The sequence below is a fragment of the Streptomyces roseofulvus genome, assembly GCF_039534915.1.
Lineage (GTDB): Bacteria > Actinomycetota > Actinomycetes > Streptomycetales > Streptomycetaceae > Streptomyces > Streptomyces roseofulvus.
In genome coordinates this window covers 6,283,903-6,301,318 of record NZ_BAAAWE010000001.1, presented here as the reverse complement: position 1 = coordinate 6,301,318, position 17,416 = coordinate 6,283,903, and the positions used below count along the sequence as shown (strand labels likewise).

The window sequence follows — 17,416 nt, the reverse complement described above, 5'->3', positions numbered from 1 at the left end:
CGGCCACCCGATGCACCGCCCGACCGACGACTACCGCGAGGGGCCCCAGTGACCAGACCGAACGGCCGGACCGTGCGGGACCTGCGGCGCGAGAACCGCACCGCGGTCCTCCGGCGGCTCTACTTCGACGGCCCGCTGAGCCGCTTCTCGCTCGGCCCCGCCACCGGGCTCAGCTCCGGCTCGATCAGCAACGTGGTCGCGGAGCTGGTCGCCGAGGGGCTCGTCGAGGAGGCCGGCAGCGTCGACTCGGCCGGCGGCCGCCCGCGGATCCTGCTGCGGGTCGCCCCCGACAGCGGCCGGATGATCGGCGTGGACGTCGGCGAGACCCGGGTCCGGGTCGAGCTCTTCGATCTCACCCTCACCGAACTCGCCCGCGCCGAACGGCCCTTGACCGCCTCGGGGCAGGACACGGGACGGTACGAGGTCGGGGTCGTCGTCGACCACATCCGCGACGCCATCGCCGAGGTGCTGCGCACGGCGGACGTCCCCGCGGAGTCGCTGCTCGGCGTCGGCATCGGCGTCCCCGGCATCGTCGAGCGGACGGCGGAGGCCGGGGCGGTGGTGCACGGGCAGACGATCGGCTGGGACGCGGTCCCGCTGGAGCGGCTGCTCCGCGAGGCGGTCGACCTGCCCGCCGGGGTCCCCTACCGGATCGACAACGGCGCCCGGACCCTCGGCCAGGCCGAGATGTGGTTCGGCGCCGGCCGGGGCGCGACCAGCGCGGTCGTGGTCCTCTTCGGCTCCGGCGTCGGCGCCTGCGTCACCACCGATCCGTCCGGCCCCGGGCGGGCGCTGGAGTGGGGCCATCTGAAGGTCCAGGTCCGGGGGCGGCGGTGCCGCTGCGGCGCCCAGGGCTGCCTGGAGGCGTACGCCGGGGCCGGCGCGCTCCTCGAACGGTGGCGGGAGGCGGGCGGGCCCTCGCCGGCCGGCGCGGACGAGGAGACGGCGCTGGCGGCGCTGGCGTCCGCGGCGTACCCCGAGGACGGCGGTACGCCGGACCCGGCCGCGGTCGCCGTCCTCGCAGAGACCGCCGAGTACCTCGGCGCCGGTTTCGCCGACCTCGTCAACCTCTTCCAGCCGGAGCGGATCCTGGTCGGCGGCTGGGCCGGACTGCTGCTCGGCCCGCGCTTCCTCGCGGAGGTCGAGCGGCACGCGCGCGCGTACGCGCTGGCGTACCCGGCGGCGCGGGTCACCCTCGGCATGGGCACGCTCGGCCCGGACGCGGTCACGGTGGGCGCGGCGATCCTCCCCCTCGCGGACTTCTTCGCCCGGGGCGGCCGCCGCGAGTCCCCCGCCCCACCCGAGGCACCCCCCGCCTGGACCCGGTCCCTCCGGGACCGCACGACCCGCTGACCGGGTAGGCGGACACGCCCGCGTGAGTACCGCTACTCACGCGGCGGCGGGCGCTGCGGGCCTACCGTCGGGGCAGGACACGACAGCGGGGGTGGGCTGATGGGGCGGCGGATGGCGGGGGTCGTCGCGGGGGTGCTGGTGGCGGTCGGCGTCGCGGGATGCGGGACCTTCTCGACCGGCGACGACCGGGAGCGGGCGGTGGAGGTCGCGGAGCGGGTCGCGCCGGGGCAGCTGGAGGTGGTGGACACCCGGTCGCTCTTCCCGCAGGACAACGGCGCCGAGGTGAGCTTCCGGATCAAGGGCGACGCCGACGCCGTGGTCCGGCTGCGGGTGAACGCGGAGAAGGACGACTGCGGGGGGCAGTCCTGCGACGACCGGCTGACCGCCGCGCTCGCCGACGCCCGGCGCCGGGCCGACGGGTTCCGGGCGTTGCGGCGGGAGTTCCGGGCCTGCGGGTACGAGGTCCACGGCCTGTCCGCGGACGGCACCGGGCCCTGGATCTCGGCGCGGCTGGGGGCGGACACCGCGCGGACCGTCGTGGCGTCCGTCGGGGAGTGCCTGGACCGCTGGTCCCGCGTGCGCGGCGAGACCGCACCCGCCTCCCTCGCGGTGAAGGTGGCCCCGCCGGAGGTCCTGGACGGGCTCCCCGACGACCCGGGGCGCCCCACTCTGATGCGGCTCACCGCCGGGAAGCGGCTGGCCGCGCTGAGCCGGGGGACGTACCACCGGGTGGTGTTCCGGGGCGGGCCGCGCGGCGTCGACCGGGACTCGGGCGAGGTGCACCTGGTCCAGCCGTTCGCCGAGCGGCAGCGCTTCGCGGCGGCCGCGCGGACGGCGGCCGAGCGGTGGCTGCGGACGGAGAACGGAGCGCCGGACGCGGTGGCCGGGGAGTACGTCGGCGTGTGGAGGCTGGTCCCGGGCCGCGTCGACCGGGTCGGCGGCTGGGTGCTGTTCTGCGACCGCCCCGAGGGCGAGCGCCCGCGCTGCGTCGGCCGGCACGCCCTGGCGGTCACCGTGGGCCTCGACGGCGCCCTGGCCGCCGATCCGCGGGTCTTCCGCGGCGTCCGGGACGCCGAAGGCCCCCTCGGTCTGCCGACCGAGGAGGACGGGGCCCCGTCGTACGCGTGGGAACGGGGTCGGGGCCAGGCCGTTTCTTTCTGATCAGGCCGGCATGCTCCGGAAGAGACGGCCTAGGCGACGGAGCCGATGCGGCCCGCGACCGGGGCGTCCGGGCCGTCGTGGTGGATCGGGGTGTGGGCGCCGGTGAGCGAGGCGCCGCTGCCGCCGCGCCGGTCGGCGACGATCTCCGCGCCGATCGACAGGGCGGTCTCCTCCGGGGTGCGGGCGCCGAGGTCGAGGCCGATGGGCGAGCGCAGCCGGGCCAGTTCGAGCTCGGTGACGCCGACCTCGCGGAGGCGCTTGTTGCGGTCCTCGTGGGTGCGGCGGGAGCCCATCGCGCCGACGTAGGCGACGGGCAGCCGCAGGGCCGCCTGGAGGAGGGGGACGTCGAACTTGGCGTCGTGGGTGAGGACGCACAGCACGGTCCGGGCGTCGACCTCGGTCGACTCCAGGTAGCGGTGGGGCCATTCGACGACGATCTCGTCGGCCTCGGGGAAGCGGAGCCTCGTCGCGAAGACGGGCCGGGCGTCGCAGACGGTGACGTGGTAGCCGAGGAACTTGCCGACCCGGACGAGGGCGGAGGCGAAGTCGATGGCGCCGAAGACGATCATGCGGGGGGCGGGGACGGAGGACTCCACGAGCAGGGTCAGCGGCTGTCCGCAGCGGCTGCCGTCCTCGCCGATCTCGACCGTGCCGGTGCGGCCGGCGTCCAGCAGGGCGCGGGCCTCGGCGGCGGCGGTGCGGTCCAGCTCCGGGTGGCCGCCGAGCCTGCCCTCGTACGAGCCGTCCGGGCGGACCAGGAGGGCCTGCCCCAACAGGTCCTCCGGGCCCGAGACGATCCGGGCGAGGGCCGCCGCCTCCCCCGAGACGGCGGCGGCCAGGGCGGCGGGGAAGACCCCGCCGCGGACCGGGGTGACGAGGATGTCGATGACGCCGCCGCAGGTCAGGCCGACCGCGAAGGCGTCCTCGTCGCTGTAGCCGAAGCGCTCGACGGCGACCTTGCCGTCGTCGAGCGCCGCCTGGCACAGCTCGTAGACCGCGCCCTCCACGCACCCGCCGGAGACCGAGCCGATCGCGGTGCCCTCGCTGTCGACGGCGAGGGCGGCGCCGGGCTGCCGGGGCGCGCTGCCGCCGACGGCCACCACGGTGGCCACGGCGAAGTCGCGTCCCTGCTCGACCCACCGGTGCAGCTCTTCGGCGATGTCCAGCATGTCGGTCTCCTTGGCGGTGTGGGGAGGGCGGGGGCGTCAGCTGACGCCCAGCCAGCCCTCGATGGGGTGAAGGGCGAAGAACACGATGAAGATCGCGGACAGGCACCACATGAACGCGCCGACCTCGCGCGCCTTGCCCTGCGCCACCTTGATGACGGTGTAGGCGATGACGCCGGCCGCGACGCCCGGGGTGATGCTGTACGTGAACGGCATCAGCACCACGGTCAGGAAGACCGGGATGGCGACGGAGCTGTCGCCCCAGTTCACGTGCTTGGCGTTCATCATCATCATCGCGCCGATGACGACCAGGGCGGCGGAGCCGACCTCGCGGGGCACGATCTGGGTGATCGGCGTGAAGAAGAGGCAGGCCGCGAAGAACAGGCCGGTGATCACCGAGGAGAAGCCGGTGCGGGCGCCCTCGCCGACGCCGGTGGCGGACTCCACGAAGACGGTCTGGCCGGAGGCGCCGGAGACGCCGCCGATCGCGCCGCCCGCGCCGTCGATGAACAGCGCCTTGGACAGGCCGGGCATCCGGCCCTTGTCGTCGGCGAGGTTGGCCTCGGTGCCGACGCCGATGATGGTGGCCATGGCGTCGAAGAAGCCGGCGAGCACCAGGGTGAAGACGATGACGCCGACGGTGATGTAGCCGACGTCGCCCCAGCCGCCGAAGGAGACGTCGCCGAAGAGCGAGAAGTCCGGGGTGGAGACCGCGCTGCCCTTGAGCTCCGGGGAGCCGTTGGCCCAGGAGCCGGGGCCCTTGGCGGGGATGTCGGCGACGGCGTTGACGATCAGCGAGATGACGGTGCCGGCGACGATGCCGATGAGGATGGCGCCCGGGACCTTGCGGGCCTGGAGGGCGAAGATCGCGAGCAGGGTGACCGCGAAGATCAGGACGGGCCAGCCGACCAGCTCACCGCCGGCGCCGAGGGTGACGGGCGGGCCGAACTGCGGGCCGGCGCCGACGAAGCCGGCCTTGTTGAAGCCGATCAGGGCGATGAAGAGGCCGATGCCGATGGTGATGCCGTGCTTGAGCGGCAGCGGGATGGCGTTCATGATCATCTCGCGGAGGCCGGTGACCACCAGGAGACAGATCACGACACCGTAGACGACGCACATGCCCATCGCCTGGGGCCAGGTCATCTGGGGCACGACCTGGGTGGCGAGCACACCGGAGACGCTGAGTCCCGCCGCGAGGACGAGCGGCACCTTGCCGACGAAGCCCATCAGCAGGGTGGTCACCGCCGCCGCGAAGGCGGTCGCGGTGATGACCGCGGAGGAGGCGAGGACGTTCTTCTCGACGTCCGGGCCTCCGAGGAGGATCGGGTTGAGCAGGAGGATGTACGCCATCGCCATGAAGGTGGTGACGCCACCGCGGATCTCCGTGCCGACGGAGGATCCTCTCTCCGAGATGTGAAAGTACCGGTCGAGCCAAGACCGTCCGGCGGGGTTGCGCGAGCCGGAGCCCGCGTCCTCCGCGGCGGTCTTCGGCTCCACAGACGACTGGGTCATGGGGCCTACTCCCAAGGTTCAAAGGGGCACCCGCATCAGACTTCGGGAGCTCTGACGGTGAAGCTGCGGGATTTGGGATATTTCGTTGGCTGCACGACCCGGGGGACGGCCCGAGACGAACGGGGTACTGCGGGTACTTCGGAACTGCGGGTACTGCGGTACTGCGGGTACTGCGGGGTACTGCGCTCCGGGCGGTGCGGGCGGGGAGGGAAGTGTGACGTTCCTGGGAGGCGCACACCGCCCGGAGGGTCCTACAGGGTGCCGGTGAGCGCCTCGGGGCGGACCGGCGTCTTGTTCAGCTCCAGCCCGGTCGCCGCCCGGATCGCCGCGAGGACGGCCGGGGTGGACGACAGGGTCGGGGCCTCGCCGATGCCCCGGACGCCGTACGGCGCGTGGGGGTCGGCCAGTTCGAGGTAGTCGACCGGGATGGTCGGCGTGTCGAGGATGGTCGGGATCAGGTAGTCCGTGAAGGAGGGGTTGCGCACCTTCGCGGTCTTCGGGTCGACGATGATCTCCTCCATCACCGCGACGCCCAGGCCCTGGGTGGTGCCACCCTGGATCTGGCCGACCACGGAGAGCGGGTTGACCGCCTTGCCGACGTCCTGGGCGCAGGCCAGCTCGATGACCTTGACGAGGCCGAGCTCGGTGTCGACCTCCACCACCGCGCGGTGCGCGGCGAAGGCGTACTGGACGTGCCCGTCGCCCTGGCCGGTGACGAGGTCGAAGGCCTGGGTGGGGCGGTGCCGCCACTCCTCCTCGACCTCCACGGCCTGGTCCTCCAGGACGTCGGCGATGGAGGCGAGGGCCTCGCCGTTGTCGGTGACGACCTTGCCGCCCTCCAGGAGGAGTTCGGCGTTGGCCCACGCGGGGTGGTACGAGCCGAACTTGCGCCGGCCGATCTCCAGGACCTTCTCGCGGACGAGCTCGCAGGAGTTCTTGATGGCGCCGCCGGTCATGTACGTCTGGCGGCCCGCGGAGGTCGAACCGGCCGAGCCCACCTGGGTGTCGGCGGGGTGGATGGTGACCTGCTGGACGCCGAGCTCGGTGCGGGCGATCTGCGCGTGGATGGTGACGCCGCCCTGGCCGACCTCCGCCGCGGCGGTGTGGACCATCGCGACGGGCTCGCCGTTGATGACCTCCAGGCGGATCTTGGCGGTCGAGTAGTCGTCGAAGCCCTCGGAGAAGCCGACGTTCTTGATGCCGACCGCGTAGCCGACGCCCCGGACGACGCCCTCGCCGTGCGAGGTGTTGGAGAGGCCGCCCGGCAGCGCGCGGACGTCCGCGCCCTCGCCGGCGGTCTCCCACTGGCGCTCCGGCGGCATCGGGCGGGCCTTGACCATGCGGAGCAGCTCGGCGACGGGCGCCGGCGAGTCCACGACCTGGCCGGTCGGCATGATCGTGCCCTGCTCCATGGCGTTGAGCTGGCGCAGCTCCACCGGGTCCATGTCCAGCTCGGCCGCGAGCTTGTCCATCTGGGCCTCGTAGGCGAAGCAGGCCTGGACCGCGCCGAAGCCGCGCATGGCGCCGCAGGGCGGGTTGTTGGTGTAGAGGCCGATCGCCTCGATCTCGACGTCCTCGACGACGTACGGGCCGATCGAGAGGGAGGAGGCGTTGCCGACGACCGAGGCCGTGGACGAGGCGTACGCGCCGCCGTCGAGGACGATCTTGCACTTGACGTGCGTGAGCTTGCCGTCCCTGGTGGCGCCGTGCTCGTAGTACAGCTTCGCCGGGTGCCGGTGGACGTGGCCGAAGAAGGACTCGTACCGGTTGTAGACCATCTTGACCGGCTTGCCGGTGCGCAGGGCGAGCAGCGAGGCGAGGATCTGCATGGAGATGTCCTCGCGGCCGCCGAAGGCGCCGCCGATGCCGGCCATCGTCATGCGGACCTTCTCCTCGGGCAGGCCGAGGCAGGGGGCGATCTGCTTGAGGTCCGAGTGCAGCCACTGGGTGGCGACGTACAGGTCGACGCCGCCGTCCTCGGCCGGTACCGCGAGGCCGGACTCGGGGCCGAGGAAGGCCTGGTCCTGCATGCCGAAGGTGTACTCGCCCTTGACGATCACGTCGGCGCGCCGGGCGGCCTCGGCGGCGTTGCCGCGGATGATCGGCTGGCGGTGCACGATGTTGGGGTGCGGGACGTGGCCGGAGTGGTGGTCGTCGCGGTTCTCGTGGACCAGGATCGCGTCCGGCGCGAGGGCGGAGGCCTCGTCCGTGACGACCGGGAGCTCCCGGTACTCGATGACGATCTTGGCGGCGGCGCGGCGGGCGGTCTCCGGGTGGTCGGCGGCCACGAGGGCGACCGGCTCGCCGTGGTGGCGGACCTTGCCGTAGGCGAGGACGGGGGTGTCCTGGAACTCCATGCCGTAGTTCTTGGCGGCGGGGAGGTCCTCGTGGGTCATGACGGCGTAGACGCCGTCCATCGCGAGGGCCTCGGAGGTGTCGATGGACACGATCTCGGCGTGCGCGACGGTGGACCGCAGGACCTGCCCCCACAGCATGTCCTCGTGCCACATGTCCGAGGAGTAGGCGAACTCGCCGGTGACCTTCAGGGTGCCGTCGGGGCGGAGGGTGGACTCGCCGACGCCGCCCTTGACGTGGTTCTGGGTGACGTCGCGGGGGATGCCCGTGGTGGTGCCAGCCATGGTCAGACCGCCTCTCCCTGACGGGCGGCCGCGAGGCGGACCGCGTCGAGGATCTTCTCGTAACCGGTGCAGCGGCAGAGGTTGCCGGAGAGCGCCTCGCGGATGTCCGCGTCCGTCGGGGACGGGTTGCGCTCCAGCATCTCGTCGGCGGCGACCAGCAGACCGGGGGTGCAGAAGCCGCACTGGACGGCGCCGGCGTCGATGAACGCCTGCTGGATCGGCGAGAGTTCGACGCCCTCGCCGGTCTGGGAGTCCTGACCGGGCTTGGCTTCCCACCGCTTGGCCTCGTCGATCGAGGTGCCGCAGGCGCCGGAGGCGCAACCGGCGTGCTCAGCACGCTCCTTGGCGTAGTCGGCGAGGCCCTCGACCGTGACGACCTCGCGGCCCTCGACCTGGCCGGCGGCGACGAGGCAGGAACAGACCGGCACGCCGTCGAGGCGGACCGTGCAGGAGCCGCACTCGCCCTGCTCGCAGGCGTTCTTGGAGCCCGGCAGGCCCAGCCGCTCGCGGAGCACGTAGAGAAGGGACTCGCCCTCCCAGACGTCGTCGGCTTCCTGCGGACGACCGTTGACCGTGAAATTGACGCGCATGATCAGGCAGCTCCCTCAAGCGTGCGGCCGGCGCCGCGGTACTGCTCCCAGGTCCAGCCGAGCTGGCGGCGGGCCATGATTCCGACGGCGTGGCGGCGGTACTTGGCGGTGCCACGGACGTCGTCGATCGGGTTGGCGGCGCCCGAGCAGAGGTCGGCGAACTGCTTCGCGATCGACGGGGTGATGATCTTGCCGCTCTCCCAGAAACCGCCCTCCTCCAGGGCCGCGTTCAGGAAGTTCTCGGCCTCCTTGGCGCGGATCGGGGTCGGCGCGGCCGAGCCGATGCCGGTGCGCACGGTGCGGGTCTCCGGGTGCAGCGCCAGGCCGAAGGCGCAGACGGCGATGACCATCGCGTTGCGGGTGCCGACCTTGGAGTACTGCTGGGGGCCGTCCGCCTTCTTGATGTGAACGGTCTTGATGAGCTCGTCGGGCTGGAGCGCGTTGCGCTTCACGCCGGTGTAGAACTCGTCGATCGGGATGAAGCGGCTGCCGCGGGCCTGCGACTCGACCTCGACCTCGGCGCCGGCGGCGAGGAGGGCGGGGTGGGCGTCACCGGCCGGGGAGGCGGTGCCGAGGTTGCCGCCGACGCCGCCGCGGTTGCGGATCTGCGGGGAGGCGACGGTGTGCGAGGCGAGCGCCAGGCCCGGCAGCTCGGCCCGCAGGTTCTCCATGATCTGCGTGTACGGAACGGAAGCGCCGAGTCGGACGTTCTCCTCGCCGACCTCCCACTCGCGCAGCAGCTCGATGCGGTTCAGGTCCAGCAGGTACTCGGGGCGCCGGTGGTCGAAGTTGATCTCGACCATGACGTCGGTACCGCCGGCGATGGGCACGGCCGTGGGGTGCTCTGCCTTGGCGGCGAGCGCCTCCTCCCAGCTGGCGGGGCGAAGGAAGTCCATGGTGGCTCTCTTCTAGTGATTCTGGTGATCGGGGACGGTCGTCCGGGCACTGGGGGACGTCCGGCCCTCGACTTCGGTGTTCATGTCCTGTTCACGCGGTGTGTGGCCTAGTACACAAGCCACGGTGGCCGGGGTGCAGTCACCGAAAACATGAAGGAATTCGCCGGTGCCCCGGGACGTCTTGTAGATTCGAACGAAAGGCGGGGAACGGATACCTCGCCGTTTCCCCCTGGAAACAGGGACACCACCCGAACGACCCCACCGTCGAATACACGACAACCCCACCACCCACTCGAAGGAACGGCGGCGACACGATGCGGCTGCGCGCACTGCTGGAGAACGACGCGCTCGGGCTGCGCCTGCTGGGCGGCGAGGACGAGCTGGACCGCTCCGTCCGCGGCGTGATGACCACGGACCTCAAGGATCCCAGCAGGTACCTGTCCGGCGGCGAGCTGGTCCTCACCGGCCTGGCCTGGATGCGGGAGCCGGCCGAGTCCGAGCCCTTCGTCCGGGTCCTCGCCTCGGCCGGCGTCTCCGGGCTCGCGGTCGGTGAGGTCGGGGTGGCGGCGCTCGCCACGGGCGAGGCCGGACGGGGCGACGTCCCCGACGAGCTCGTGGAGGCGTGTTCTCGCCACCGTCTGCCGCTGTTCATCGTGGAAGAATCCGTTGCGTTCGCGACGATCACCGAGCACGTTGTTCGACAGGTCTCCGGCGAGCGGGCGGGCGACCTGGCCGCCGTCGTCGATCGGCACAGGCGCCTGATGACCTCCGGCCCGGCGGGCGGCGGCCCGGAGGCCGTCCTCGACCTGCTCGGCTCCGACCTGGATCTGCGCGCCTGGGTCCTCTCCCCCACCGGACGGCAGGTCGCGGGCGCCGGAGAGCCGCTGGACCCGGCCCTCGCGGCCGGTCTGGCCGCCGAGCACCTGGCCGCCACCCGGACGGGCAGGCGCGGCCCGCACCGGCTGACCGTGCACGGCACGCCGTACTCGCTCTTCCCGATCCGCAACACCGGCCGGGCCGCCGCGCCGGCCTCCCGGGACGTCCGGGAGACCGTGCTCTCCGACTGGCTGCTCGCCGTCGAGGCGGACGCCGGAGACTGGCCGGCCGCCCGGCTGGACCTGCTGCAGGGCGTCACCCAGCTGATCTCGGTGGAGCGCGACCGGCGCGACGCGGCCCGTACGGTGCGCCGCCGGCTCGCCCAGGAGGTGCTGGAGCTGGTGCAGACGGGCGCCGCGCCCGCCGAGATCGCCGCCCGGCTGCGGGTCGCCGCCCCGGTGCTGCTGCCCGGCCTCGGCGCCGCCCCGCACTGGCAGGTCGTCGTCGCCCGCGTCGAGTGGGACCAGGAGGGCGGCCAGCCCCCGGTGGAGGCCGGACCGGTCACCCAGGCGCTCCTGGAGGAGATCCTGGTCGACCCGGCGACCGTCGGCGCCGAGTCCGCCGACCGGATCGCCGTCGCCCACACCGGCGACGAGGCCATCGCCCTGGTGCCGCTGGCCGCGGGACCGATCCCGGAGAGCGAGGACGACGGCGCGGCGCCCGCCCTGGGCCTGCACGCCGACGCCCTGCTCGCCGCGGTACGGGCTCCGCTCTCGGCCGGCCTCGCCGACGACGGGCGGCTCACCCTCGGCGTCTCCGCCTCCGTGCACTCGGCGGAGGGGCTGCGCGGCGCCCTGGAGGAGGCCCGGCACGCCCGCCGGGTGGCCGCCGCCCGCCCCGGCCGGGTCTGCGCGGCCGGCCACCACGAGCTGGCCTCGCACGTCCTGCTGCTGCCCTTCGTCCCGGACGACGTGCGGCGCGCCTTCACGGCCCGGCTGCTGGACCCGCTGCGGGACTACGACCGGCGCCACCGCGCGGAGCTGATCCCGACCCTGGAGGCGTTCCTGGACTGCGACGGCTCCTGGACGCGCTGCGCGACCCGGCTGCACCTGCACGTGAACACGCTGCGCTACCGGGTCGGCCGGATCGAGCAGCTGACCGGCCGCGACCTGTCCCGCCTGGAGGACAAGCTCGACTTCTTCCTGGCCCTGCGGATGAGCTGACGGACCGCCCCCGCGGTTCCGGAATTCACTCCTTCGGTTGAGTCCGCAGGAGTGACGGACGGCCCTTCCGGCCGCGCTCCCGTGGCCGCCCGCCGCACCACCGCTCTTCCCTGATCACCGCCGTGATCACGGGCCTCGGCAGCCCCTGACGCCCCGTCGGACCCGGTTCCGGCGGGGCGTCACGCCTGCCCCGCGGCTTTGTGAAATTTTTCACCCGACCCCTTGGCCGGGTACGGCCGTTCGTGCTGAGATGCCGTCCTACTCAACAGCTCGATGGCGCGCTCGGGGAGGGCAATGTGGCGGACACCGCCATGTCTGGTTCCGAATCAGGGGGCGGCGCACGTCCGTCCCTCGCCTACGGCAAGGAGACTCCGGTGGAGACCGCCATATGGCGGCTCCGCTCCCGCGGCTGCTGGGCCGACGCGGCGGCGCTGCTCGCCCCCCGCGCCCACGAACCGGCCGCGGCACTCGAACGGGCCGCGCTGCTGATCGAGCGCTGCCTCTACACCGAACAGGGCTGGGCCGAGGCGGAGGAGGCGCTGCGCGCCGCCGAGGCGGTCGCGAGCAGTGACGAGGAGCGCGGGGCGGCGGCCTGCGAGCGCGGCTATCTCGCCTACGCCTCCACCCTGTTGGGCGTCCGGGACCGCGCCGACGAGGCCCGGATGGCGCTGGGCCGGGCGGCGGCGCTGATCGCCCCCTCGGAGCCGGGCCGTCCGCTGCTCGACTACCGGCGCGGGCTGATGGCGCAGAACCTGGGCGACTCCCCCCAGGCGGCCAGGGCCGCGTACCGCCGTGCGCACGCGGGGGCCACCGCTCAGGGCGACTCGCTGCTGCTCTCCTCCACCTGGCGCCATCTCGCGGGCCTCGCGCTGCGCGAGGGCGAGCTGGCCGAGGCCCGGCACGGCTTCGCCGAATCGCTGCGGATCCGGGAGGAGTTGGGCTACCTGGTGGGAACGGCCCCGGCGCTGACGGCGCTGGCCGAGACGGAGACGGAACCGGAGGCGGGCCGGCTGCGCGCCGAGGCCGGCCGCCTCTTCCGCCTCCTCGGCGGGGTACCGACCTGGCTGGCGGCCCAGTTGACGCCCAGGACCGCCATGTGAAGCGCCGGAGCGCCTTCTTGATGGGCCGTCACTTCCCGTGCGGTTCAAGGCAGATGAGGCTCTCCTCGGTGCCGACCAGCAGGGCTCCGGTGGCCGTGACGGCGACGGCGCGGACCGCCGGCCCCGGCCGGAAGACACGCCGCCGGCCGCCCTCCGCGGGGATCAACTCCACCCGCCCGTCGGCCCAGGCGGCCGCGACGAGCGGACCGCCGGGAGCGGGTGCCGCGTGCAGGGCGACCACCGGCGCCCGGCGCTCCGCGAGCGGTTCGGGGACCGGCGGCCGCCCCGGCGTCCAGAGCCGTACGGTGCCGTCGGCGCCGCCCGAGCAGACGAACGGCGTCTCGGACTCGACCGCGGTCACGGCGGTGACCCGGCCGCTGTGCGAGGCGGCCTGGTGGAGGCCGTTGACGCCGAAGGCGTGCACCGAGCCGAGCCGGTCCCCCACCACCACCGAGCCCGCGATGGCCGCGAGCGCGGTGCCCGGGTGCCGGGACAGGGTGGTGGAGACGGCCTCGGTGAGCCGTTCCAGATAGGGCGGGCGCGGCGCCGTGCCCCGTACGGTGTGCAGCCGGCCGCGCTCGTCGAGCAGCAGCACCGTCCCGTCGGCGGTGGGCGCGAGGGCGGTGACCCGGCCGCCGGCCCGGTGGGCGAGCCGCCCGGCGCCGGAGGCGTCCGCCTCCCGCAGCAGCCGGACGGTGCCGGTGCGGTCGCCGACGAGGACCAGATCGGCCGTGGGCCCGCCGGCCGTCGCCCCCAGCGCCGCGACCGGGCCCGGCCACGGCGGGGTGACGTCGCCCCGGTGCCGGGCCCAGCGCACCCGCCACGGCGCCGGCGCCGCCCGTTCGGCGAGGGCGGGCCGCAGCCGGGGGTCGGCGCCGTCGCCGAGCGCGGTGAGCAGCACCAGCGCCCGGCCGGCCGGCCCGTCCGCCGCGCACACCGCCTGCCCGGCCCGCAGCCAGGCGTCGCGCAGCCCGCCGTGGTCGTCGGCGGAGGCGGTCGCGTACCCGGTGGTGACGAGGAGCGGATCGGCGGCGCAGACGGCGGCGGGATCGGAGAGGTCGGGGAGCGGCGGGGCGGGCGGGGCGGGTTCGGGTCCGGCGTCCCCGTCGAGGTCGACCACGGTGGTGCGGGCGGCCCGCGGCGGCCGGGTGCCGGTGCGGGCCTCCACCACGATCCGGATCCGCCCGACCTCGGCGAGCCCGGCGAGCAGGTCGGCGACGGCCTCCGGCTCGGCGGCGGCGTGCAGGTCGGTGAGGAGGAGCACGGTCCGGCCGGTGCGGCGGGCCTCGCTGGTGGCGAGGGTGTGGACGAGGTCGGCGGGGGTCCTGGCGACCACGCCGAGCCGGTTCGCGAGGGTCCAGGCGACGCCGAGGGCGCTCTGTCCGGCGAGCGGCACGAGGATCCGGTCGGTCCTGGCGCGGCCGCGCCGGGCCCGGGTCTCGTGCGCCGCGAGCCAGCCGAGGAGGGCGGTCTTGCCGCTGCCGGGGGCGCCGGTGACCAGGCACAGGCGGGGCGCGTCGGGGTCGGTGAGCCAGCCGAGCAGGGCGGCGGCCTCGGGTTGCGTACCGATGGAGGGTCGGCGTCCGTCCGGCGGGGACGGGATCGCGGACGGCATGGGGCAACCTCACGGGCGGCGCGGTGCGGGCGGCTGTCGTCCACGACCTTAGTGGGCGCGGGGGGCGGGGAGACGGCCCGTTCGCGGGACCGCTCGCTCCGGGGCGGAGGTCGCCGCGGCCGGCCCGGCCTCAGCCGTTCGCGCCGGTGAAGTGCTCCCGGACGAGCTCCTCGACGACGGGGAGGTCCTGGGCGGTCAGGGCGTCGAGGAGCGCGGAGTGCTCGGCGGCGTCCGCGACGAGGTCCGCGTGGCGCGGGACGGGGGTGCTGAGGAGCGGCCACTGGGAGCGGCGGTGGAGGTCGTCGGCGATGGCCAGGAGCTGTTCGTTGCCGGCGAGGGCGAGGACCGCGCGGTGGAAGGCGCGGTCGGTCTCGGCGTAGTGGGCGCGGTCGCCGCGGGCCGCGGCGGCGCCGGTGGCCTCGGCGAGCGGGCGCAGCGCGGCCCAGTCGTCGGCCGGGACGGTGCGGGCCAGCCGCAGCATGACGGGGACCTCGATCAGTGCCCGCACCTCGGCCAGCTCGGCCAGCTCGCGGGGGGTGCGGACGATCACGCGGAAGCCGCGGTTGGGGACGACCTCGACGGCGCCCTCGACGGCGAGGCGCTGCATGGCCTCGCGGACGGGGGTCGCGGAGACGCCGAAGCGCTCGCCGAGGACGGGGGCGGAGTAGACCTCGCCGGGGCGCAGCTCGCCGGCGACGAGGGCGGTCCGCAGGGCGTCGAGGATCTGGCCCCGGACGGAGTGGCGCCGCACGGTCCGCGGGCCGTCGCCGGGGAAGGGGTACGGGGCCTCGCCGCGGGGGTGCTCGCCATGGGTGTGCTCGCCGCGGGCCTGGTCGCCCCGGGGCTGGTCGCCGCGGGCCTGCCCGGGGACGCGGGCGGTCTCCTGGGCGGCTCCGTACGCGTCGTCCGGCCGCCCGTCGGCGGGGTCGCCGAATCGCACGGACGACCCTTCCGTCGCCCGCTCGCGCGCTGCGCCCTGCTCCACCCGGGTCCTCCTGCGGCCTCGTGCCGGTCCCGGCTCGCGATGCCGGGGTCCCCTGTGCACCATAGGCGAACGGACCGTTCCGCGGGACCGCGCCCGTCCGGCGCAGGTGGGAAGGGGTCCGCAGGTGGTGAGACGTGATGCCGTTTCGGGTAAGGTAAGGCTAACCTGCTAACGATCGCGATTCGGTGGTCCGCATGACCGTCCCCGCTCTGCTGCCTTCCCCGCTCGTCTCGCCCGTCGCGGCCGCGTACGCCCGGCTCGCCGAGGCGTTCCCCGGCCTGCGCGTGGAGGAGACCGCCGGGGACGCACGGCTGCCGAGCGGCGCCGGCTGGGTCCGCGCCGAGGAGCTCGCCGCCGGCGGGGCCGCCCTGGACGCCTTCCTCGCCTGGGACAACGCGCAGGTGCTCCGGGACTACGGCCGGCAGGCCCGCCCCGACGTCGTCGCGAGCTTCGGACTGCACCGGTACGCCTGGCCGGCCTGCCTCCTGGTGACCGTCCCCTGGTTCCTGCACCGCCGGGTCCCCCGCCTCCCCGTGGGCGCGGTCTCCTTCCAGCGGGCCCTGGGCCGGATGGCCGTCCGGGTCGGGGAGTTCGCATGCCTGCCGGACGACCCCGCCGCCGCCCTGCCCGGCGCCCGGGTGGTCTCCGGCGAGGACGCCCTGCGCGCCGAGGTGCGCGCCTCGCTCGCCGAGCACTTCGAGGCCCTGCTCACCGGCTTCGGCCCGCGGATGCGGCGCGGGCAGCGCGCGCTGTGGGGCATGGTGACGGACGAGATCGTGGAGGGCCTCTGGTACATCGGTGCCCTGCTCGGCGAGGAGGAGCGGGCGACGGCCGAGCTGGAGGAGCTGCTGCCGGGGAGCTCCGGCCGGCCGGAGAAGCCGTACGCGGGCGGCGCCGGGTTCCGCCCGCTGCCCGGGGCCGAGGGGCCGGACGGCACCCCGCGCGCCACCCGGGACCGGGCCGCCTGCTGCTTCTTCTACACGCTGCGCCCCGAGGACACCTGCCTCACGTGTCCGCGCACCTGTGACGCCGACCGGGTCCGGCGGCTCACGGCGACCGCCTGAGGAATACGCCACCCGAACGGGTGACGTGAATCGAACACAACTCCGCCTGCACGGGGGAACGTTCGAGCAGAAGGTACCTATTCGTATGCCCTGAGCCCCCGTTGGCGTGCTCTTGCCCCGAAACCCCGTGAGCCCACCGATCGGTCGGACAGTATGGGCGGCCAAACGCCCCACTGCGATGCGAGGGACACCGCATGAGACTGACCGACATATCGCTGGACTGGCTGCTTCCGGGTGGCGTGATGGTGGCCGGAGTCCTGACGGCGGTGGCGGTGCTCGCGCGCGGGAAGCGCGCCGGTGACCAGGCCGCGGCCGAGGACTCCTGGGAGCGCAGCGAGGAGCGGCGCCGGCGCAAGGAGGCCATCTACGGATTCGCCTCGTACGGGCTGCTGTTCTGCTGCGCCGCGGTCGCGGCGGCGCTCTCCTTCCACGGCCTCGTCGGCTTCGGCCGGCAGAACCTCAACCTGACCGGCGGCTGGGAGTACCTGGTCCCGTTCGGCCTCGACGGCGCCGCGATGTTCTGTTCGGTGCTCGCCGTCCGCGAGGCCAGCCACGGCGACGCGGCCCTCGGCTCCCGTCTCCTGGTCTGGCTCTTCGCGGGCGCGGCGGCCTGGTTCAACTGGGTGCACGCGCCGCGCGGCCTGGGCCACGACGGGGCCCCGCAGTTCTTCGCGGGGATGTCCCTGTCGGCGGCGGTCCTCTTCGACCGGGCGCTGAAGCAGACCCGCCGGGCTGCGCTGCGCGAGCAGGGCCTGGTGCCCCGCCCGCTGCCGCAGATCCGGATCGTGCGGTGGATAAGGGCTCCGCGGGAGACCTTCGCCGCCTGGTCGCTGATGCTCCTGGAGGGCGTACGGACCCTGGACGAGGCCGTCGACGAGGTCCGGGAGGACCGGCGGGAGAAGGAGCAGAACCGGATCCGCCGGCGGGAGCAGGCCAAGCTCGACCGGGCGCAGATCAAGGCGCTCAACCGCCAGCACCGGGCCTTCGGGCGCGGCGGCGGGCGTCAGGTGGAGGTGGCGGCGCTGTCCGCCGGCGGGACCGGCGGGGGTCAGGCCGCCGGGTCCGGGCCGGGTTCCGCGACGGCGGCGGCGGTGTCCGCCGCCGTCGCGGAACCCGCCATAGCGGACCCGGGACAACTGCCGCTACGACCCCGGCCCTCCCTGCAAGCCGTCAGGCACGGTGAGCCGCGGACGGTGGACCTCACCGCCGAGGACGACACCCAGGGGCTGCTGCTCGACAATCTGGAGGCGAAGATCTCCGAGATGGAGCGGAAGCTCGGCTGACGGACCGCGTCAC

General features: G+C 74.4%; 13 protein-coding genes. 6 read left to right on the top strand and 7 right to left on the bottom strand.

Going from position 1 to position 17,416, the window contains the following annotated elements:
- The first annotated feature begins 48 nt into the window (after window positions 1–48).
- The gene (locus tag ABFY03_RS28960) at window positions 49–1,353 is read left to right on the top strand and encodes an ROK family transcriptional regulator (RefSeq protein WP_346171178.1); all 1,305 of its coding nucleotides are present in this window, start codon (window positions 49–51) and stop codon (window positions 1,351–1,353) included.
- A 111-nt stretch (window positions 1,354–1,464) separates the two neighbouring features.
- Window positions 1,465–2,514, top strand: coding sequence for an SCO7460 family lipoprotein (locus ABFY03_RS28955; RefSeq protein WP_346171177.1), 1,050 nt, complete (start codon window positions 1,465–1,467; stop codon window positions 2,512–2,514).
- A gap of 29 nt (window positions 2,515–2,543) precedes the next feature.
- Here the strand turns inward: ABFY03_RS28955 and ABFY03_RS28950 are convergent, their stop codons facing one another.
- The 5 genes from ABFY03_RS28950 to ABFY03_RS28930 all read right to left on the bottom strand — a co-directional run bounded on the left by ABFY03_RS28950 (window position 2,544) and on the right by ABFY03_RS28930 (window position 9,317).
- Window positions 2,544–3,683, bottom strand: coding sequence for an XdhC family protein (locus tag ABFY03_RS28950; protein ID WP_346171176.1), 1,140 nt, complete (start codon window positions 3,681–3,683; stop codon window positions 2,544–2,546).
- 36 nt (window positions 3,684–3,719) lie between these two features.
- Complete coding sequence (locus ABFY03_RS28945) at window positions 3,720–5,192, bottom strand: NCS2 family permease (protein WP_319010643.1); 1,473 nt, start codon at window positions 5,190–5,192, stop codon at window positions 3,720–3,722.
- A 251-nt stretch (window positions 5,193–5,443) separates the two neighbouring features.
- Window positions 5,444–7,831 carry a xanthine dehydrogenase family protein molybdopterin-binding subunit gene (locus ABFY03_RS28940; RefSeq protein ID WP_319010644.1) on the bottom strand — a complete coding sequence of 796 codons (2,388 nt, stop codon included), beginning with the start codon at window positions 7,829–7,831 and terminating at the stop codon, window positions 5,444–5,446.
- 2 nt (window positions 7,832–7,833) lie between these two features.
- Complete coding sequence (locus ABFY03_RS28935; RefSeq protein ID WP_319010645.1) at window positions 7,834–8,421, bottom strand: (2Fe-2S)-binding protein; 588 nt, start codon at window positions 8,419–8,421, stop codon at window positions 7,834–7,836.
- Between the two features lie 2 nt (window positions 8,422–8,423).
- Window positions 8,424–9,317, bottom strand: a complete 894-nt coding sequence (locus ABFY03_RS28930; RefSeq protein WP_031005159.1) for an FAD binding domain-containing protein — start codon at window positions 9,315–9,317, stop codon at window positions 8,424–8,426.
- Between the two features lie 314 nt (window positions 9,318–9,631).
- Between ABFY03_RS28930 and ABFY03_RS28925 the strand changes: the two genes are divergently transcribed.
- A complete protein-coding gene (locus tag ABFY03_RS28925) occupies window positions 9,632–11,356 on the top strand; it encodes a PucR family transcriptional regulator (RefSeq protein ID WP_319010646.1) in 1,725 nt (574 codons plus the stop codon).
- Window positions 11,357–11,652: 296 nt separating this feature from the next.
- Complete coding sequence (locus tag ABFY03_RS28920; RefSeq protein ID WP_386723621.1) at window positions 11,653–12,456, top strand: hypothetical protein; 804 nt, start codon at window positions 11,653–11,655, stop codon at window positions 12,454–12,456.
- A gap of 28 nt (window positions 12,457–12,484) precedes the next feature.
- On the opposite strand, the gene ABFY03_RS28915 is transcribed toward ABFY03_RS28920, so the two are convergent.
- A complete protein-coding gene (locus ABFY03_RS28915) occupies window positions 12,485–14,071 on the bottom strand; it encodes a hypothetical protein (protein ID WP_346171175.1) in 1,587 nt (528 codons plus the stop codon).
- A 130-nt stretch (window positions 14,072–14,201) separates the two neighbouring features.
- A complete protein-coding gene (locus ABFY03_RS28910) occupies window positions 14,202–15,056 on the bottom strand; it encodes a GntR family transcriptional regulator (protein WP_386723620.1) in 855 nt (284 codons plus the stop codon).
- Window positions 15,057–15,250: 194 nt separating this feature from the next.
- On the opposite strand from ABFY03_RS28910, the gene ABFY03_RS28905 reads away from it, so the two are divergent.
- The gene (locus ABFY03_RS28905) at window positions 15,251–16,120 is read left to right on the top strand and encodes a (2Fe-2S)-binding protein (RefSeq protein WP_319010650.1); all 870 of its coding nucleotides are present in this window, start codon (window positions 15,251–15,253) and stop codon (window positions 16,118–16,120) included.
- A gap of 194 nt (window positions 16,121–16,314) precedes the next feature.
- On the top strand, window positions 16,315–17,403 hold the full coding sequence (locus ABFY03_RS28900; RefSeq protein ID WP_346171174.1) for a DUF2637 domain-containing protein: 1,089 nt from the start codon (window positions 16,315–16,317) through the stop codon (window positions 17,401–17,403).
- Window positions 17,404–17,416 lie beyond the last annotated feature (13 nt).

Excerpts from the sequence above, each read along its gene's own strand:
- ABFY03_RS28955 (WP_346171177.1), top strand. The coding sequence starts at position 1,465 with ATGGCGGGGGTCGTCGCGGGGGTGCTGGTGGCGGTCGGCGTCGCGGGA.
- ABFY03_RS28950 (WP_346171176.1), bottom strand. The coding sequence starts at position 3,683 with ATGCTGGACATCGCCGAAGAGCTGCACCGGTGGGTCGAGCAGGGACGC.
- ABFY03_RS28945 (WP_319010643.1), bottom strand. The coding sequence starts at position 5,192 with ATGACCCAGTCGTCTGTGGAGCCGAAGACCGCCGCGGAGGACGCGGGC.
- ABFY03_RS28940 (WP_319010644.1), bottom strand. The coding sequence starts at position 7,831 with ATGGCTGGCACCACCACGGGCATCCCCCGCGACGTCACCCAGAACCAC.
- ABFY03_RS28935 (WP_319010645.1), bottom strand. The coding sequence starts at position 8,421 with ATGCGCGTCAATTTCACGGTCAACGGTCGTCCGCAGGAAGCCGACGAC.
- ABFY03_RS28930 (WP_031005159.1), bottom strand. The coding sequence starts at position 9,317 with ATGGACTTCCTTCGCCCCGCCAGCTGGGAGGAGGCGCTCGCCGCCAAG.
- ABFY03_RS28925 (WP_319010646.1), top strand. The coding sequence starts at position 9,632 with ATGCGGCTGCGCGCACTGCTGGAGAACGACGCGCTCGGGCTGCGCCTG.
- ABFY03_RS28915 (WP_346171175.1), bottom strand. The coding sequence starts at position 14,071 with ATGCCGTCCGCGATCCCGTCCCCGCCGGACGGACGCCGACCCTCCATC.
- ABFY03_RS28905 (WP_319010650.1), top strand. The coding sequence starts at position 15,251 with ATGACCGTCCCCGCTCTGCTGCCTTCCCCGCTCGTCTCGCCCGTCGCG.
- ABFY03_RS28900 (WP_346171174.1), top strand. The coding sequence starts at position 16,315 with ATGAGACTGACCGACATATCGCTGGACTGGCTGCTTCCGGGTGGCGTG.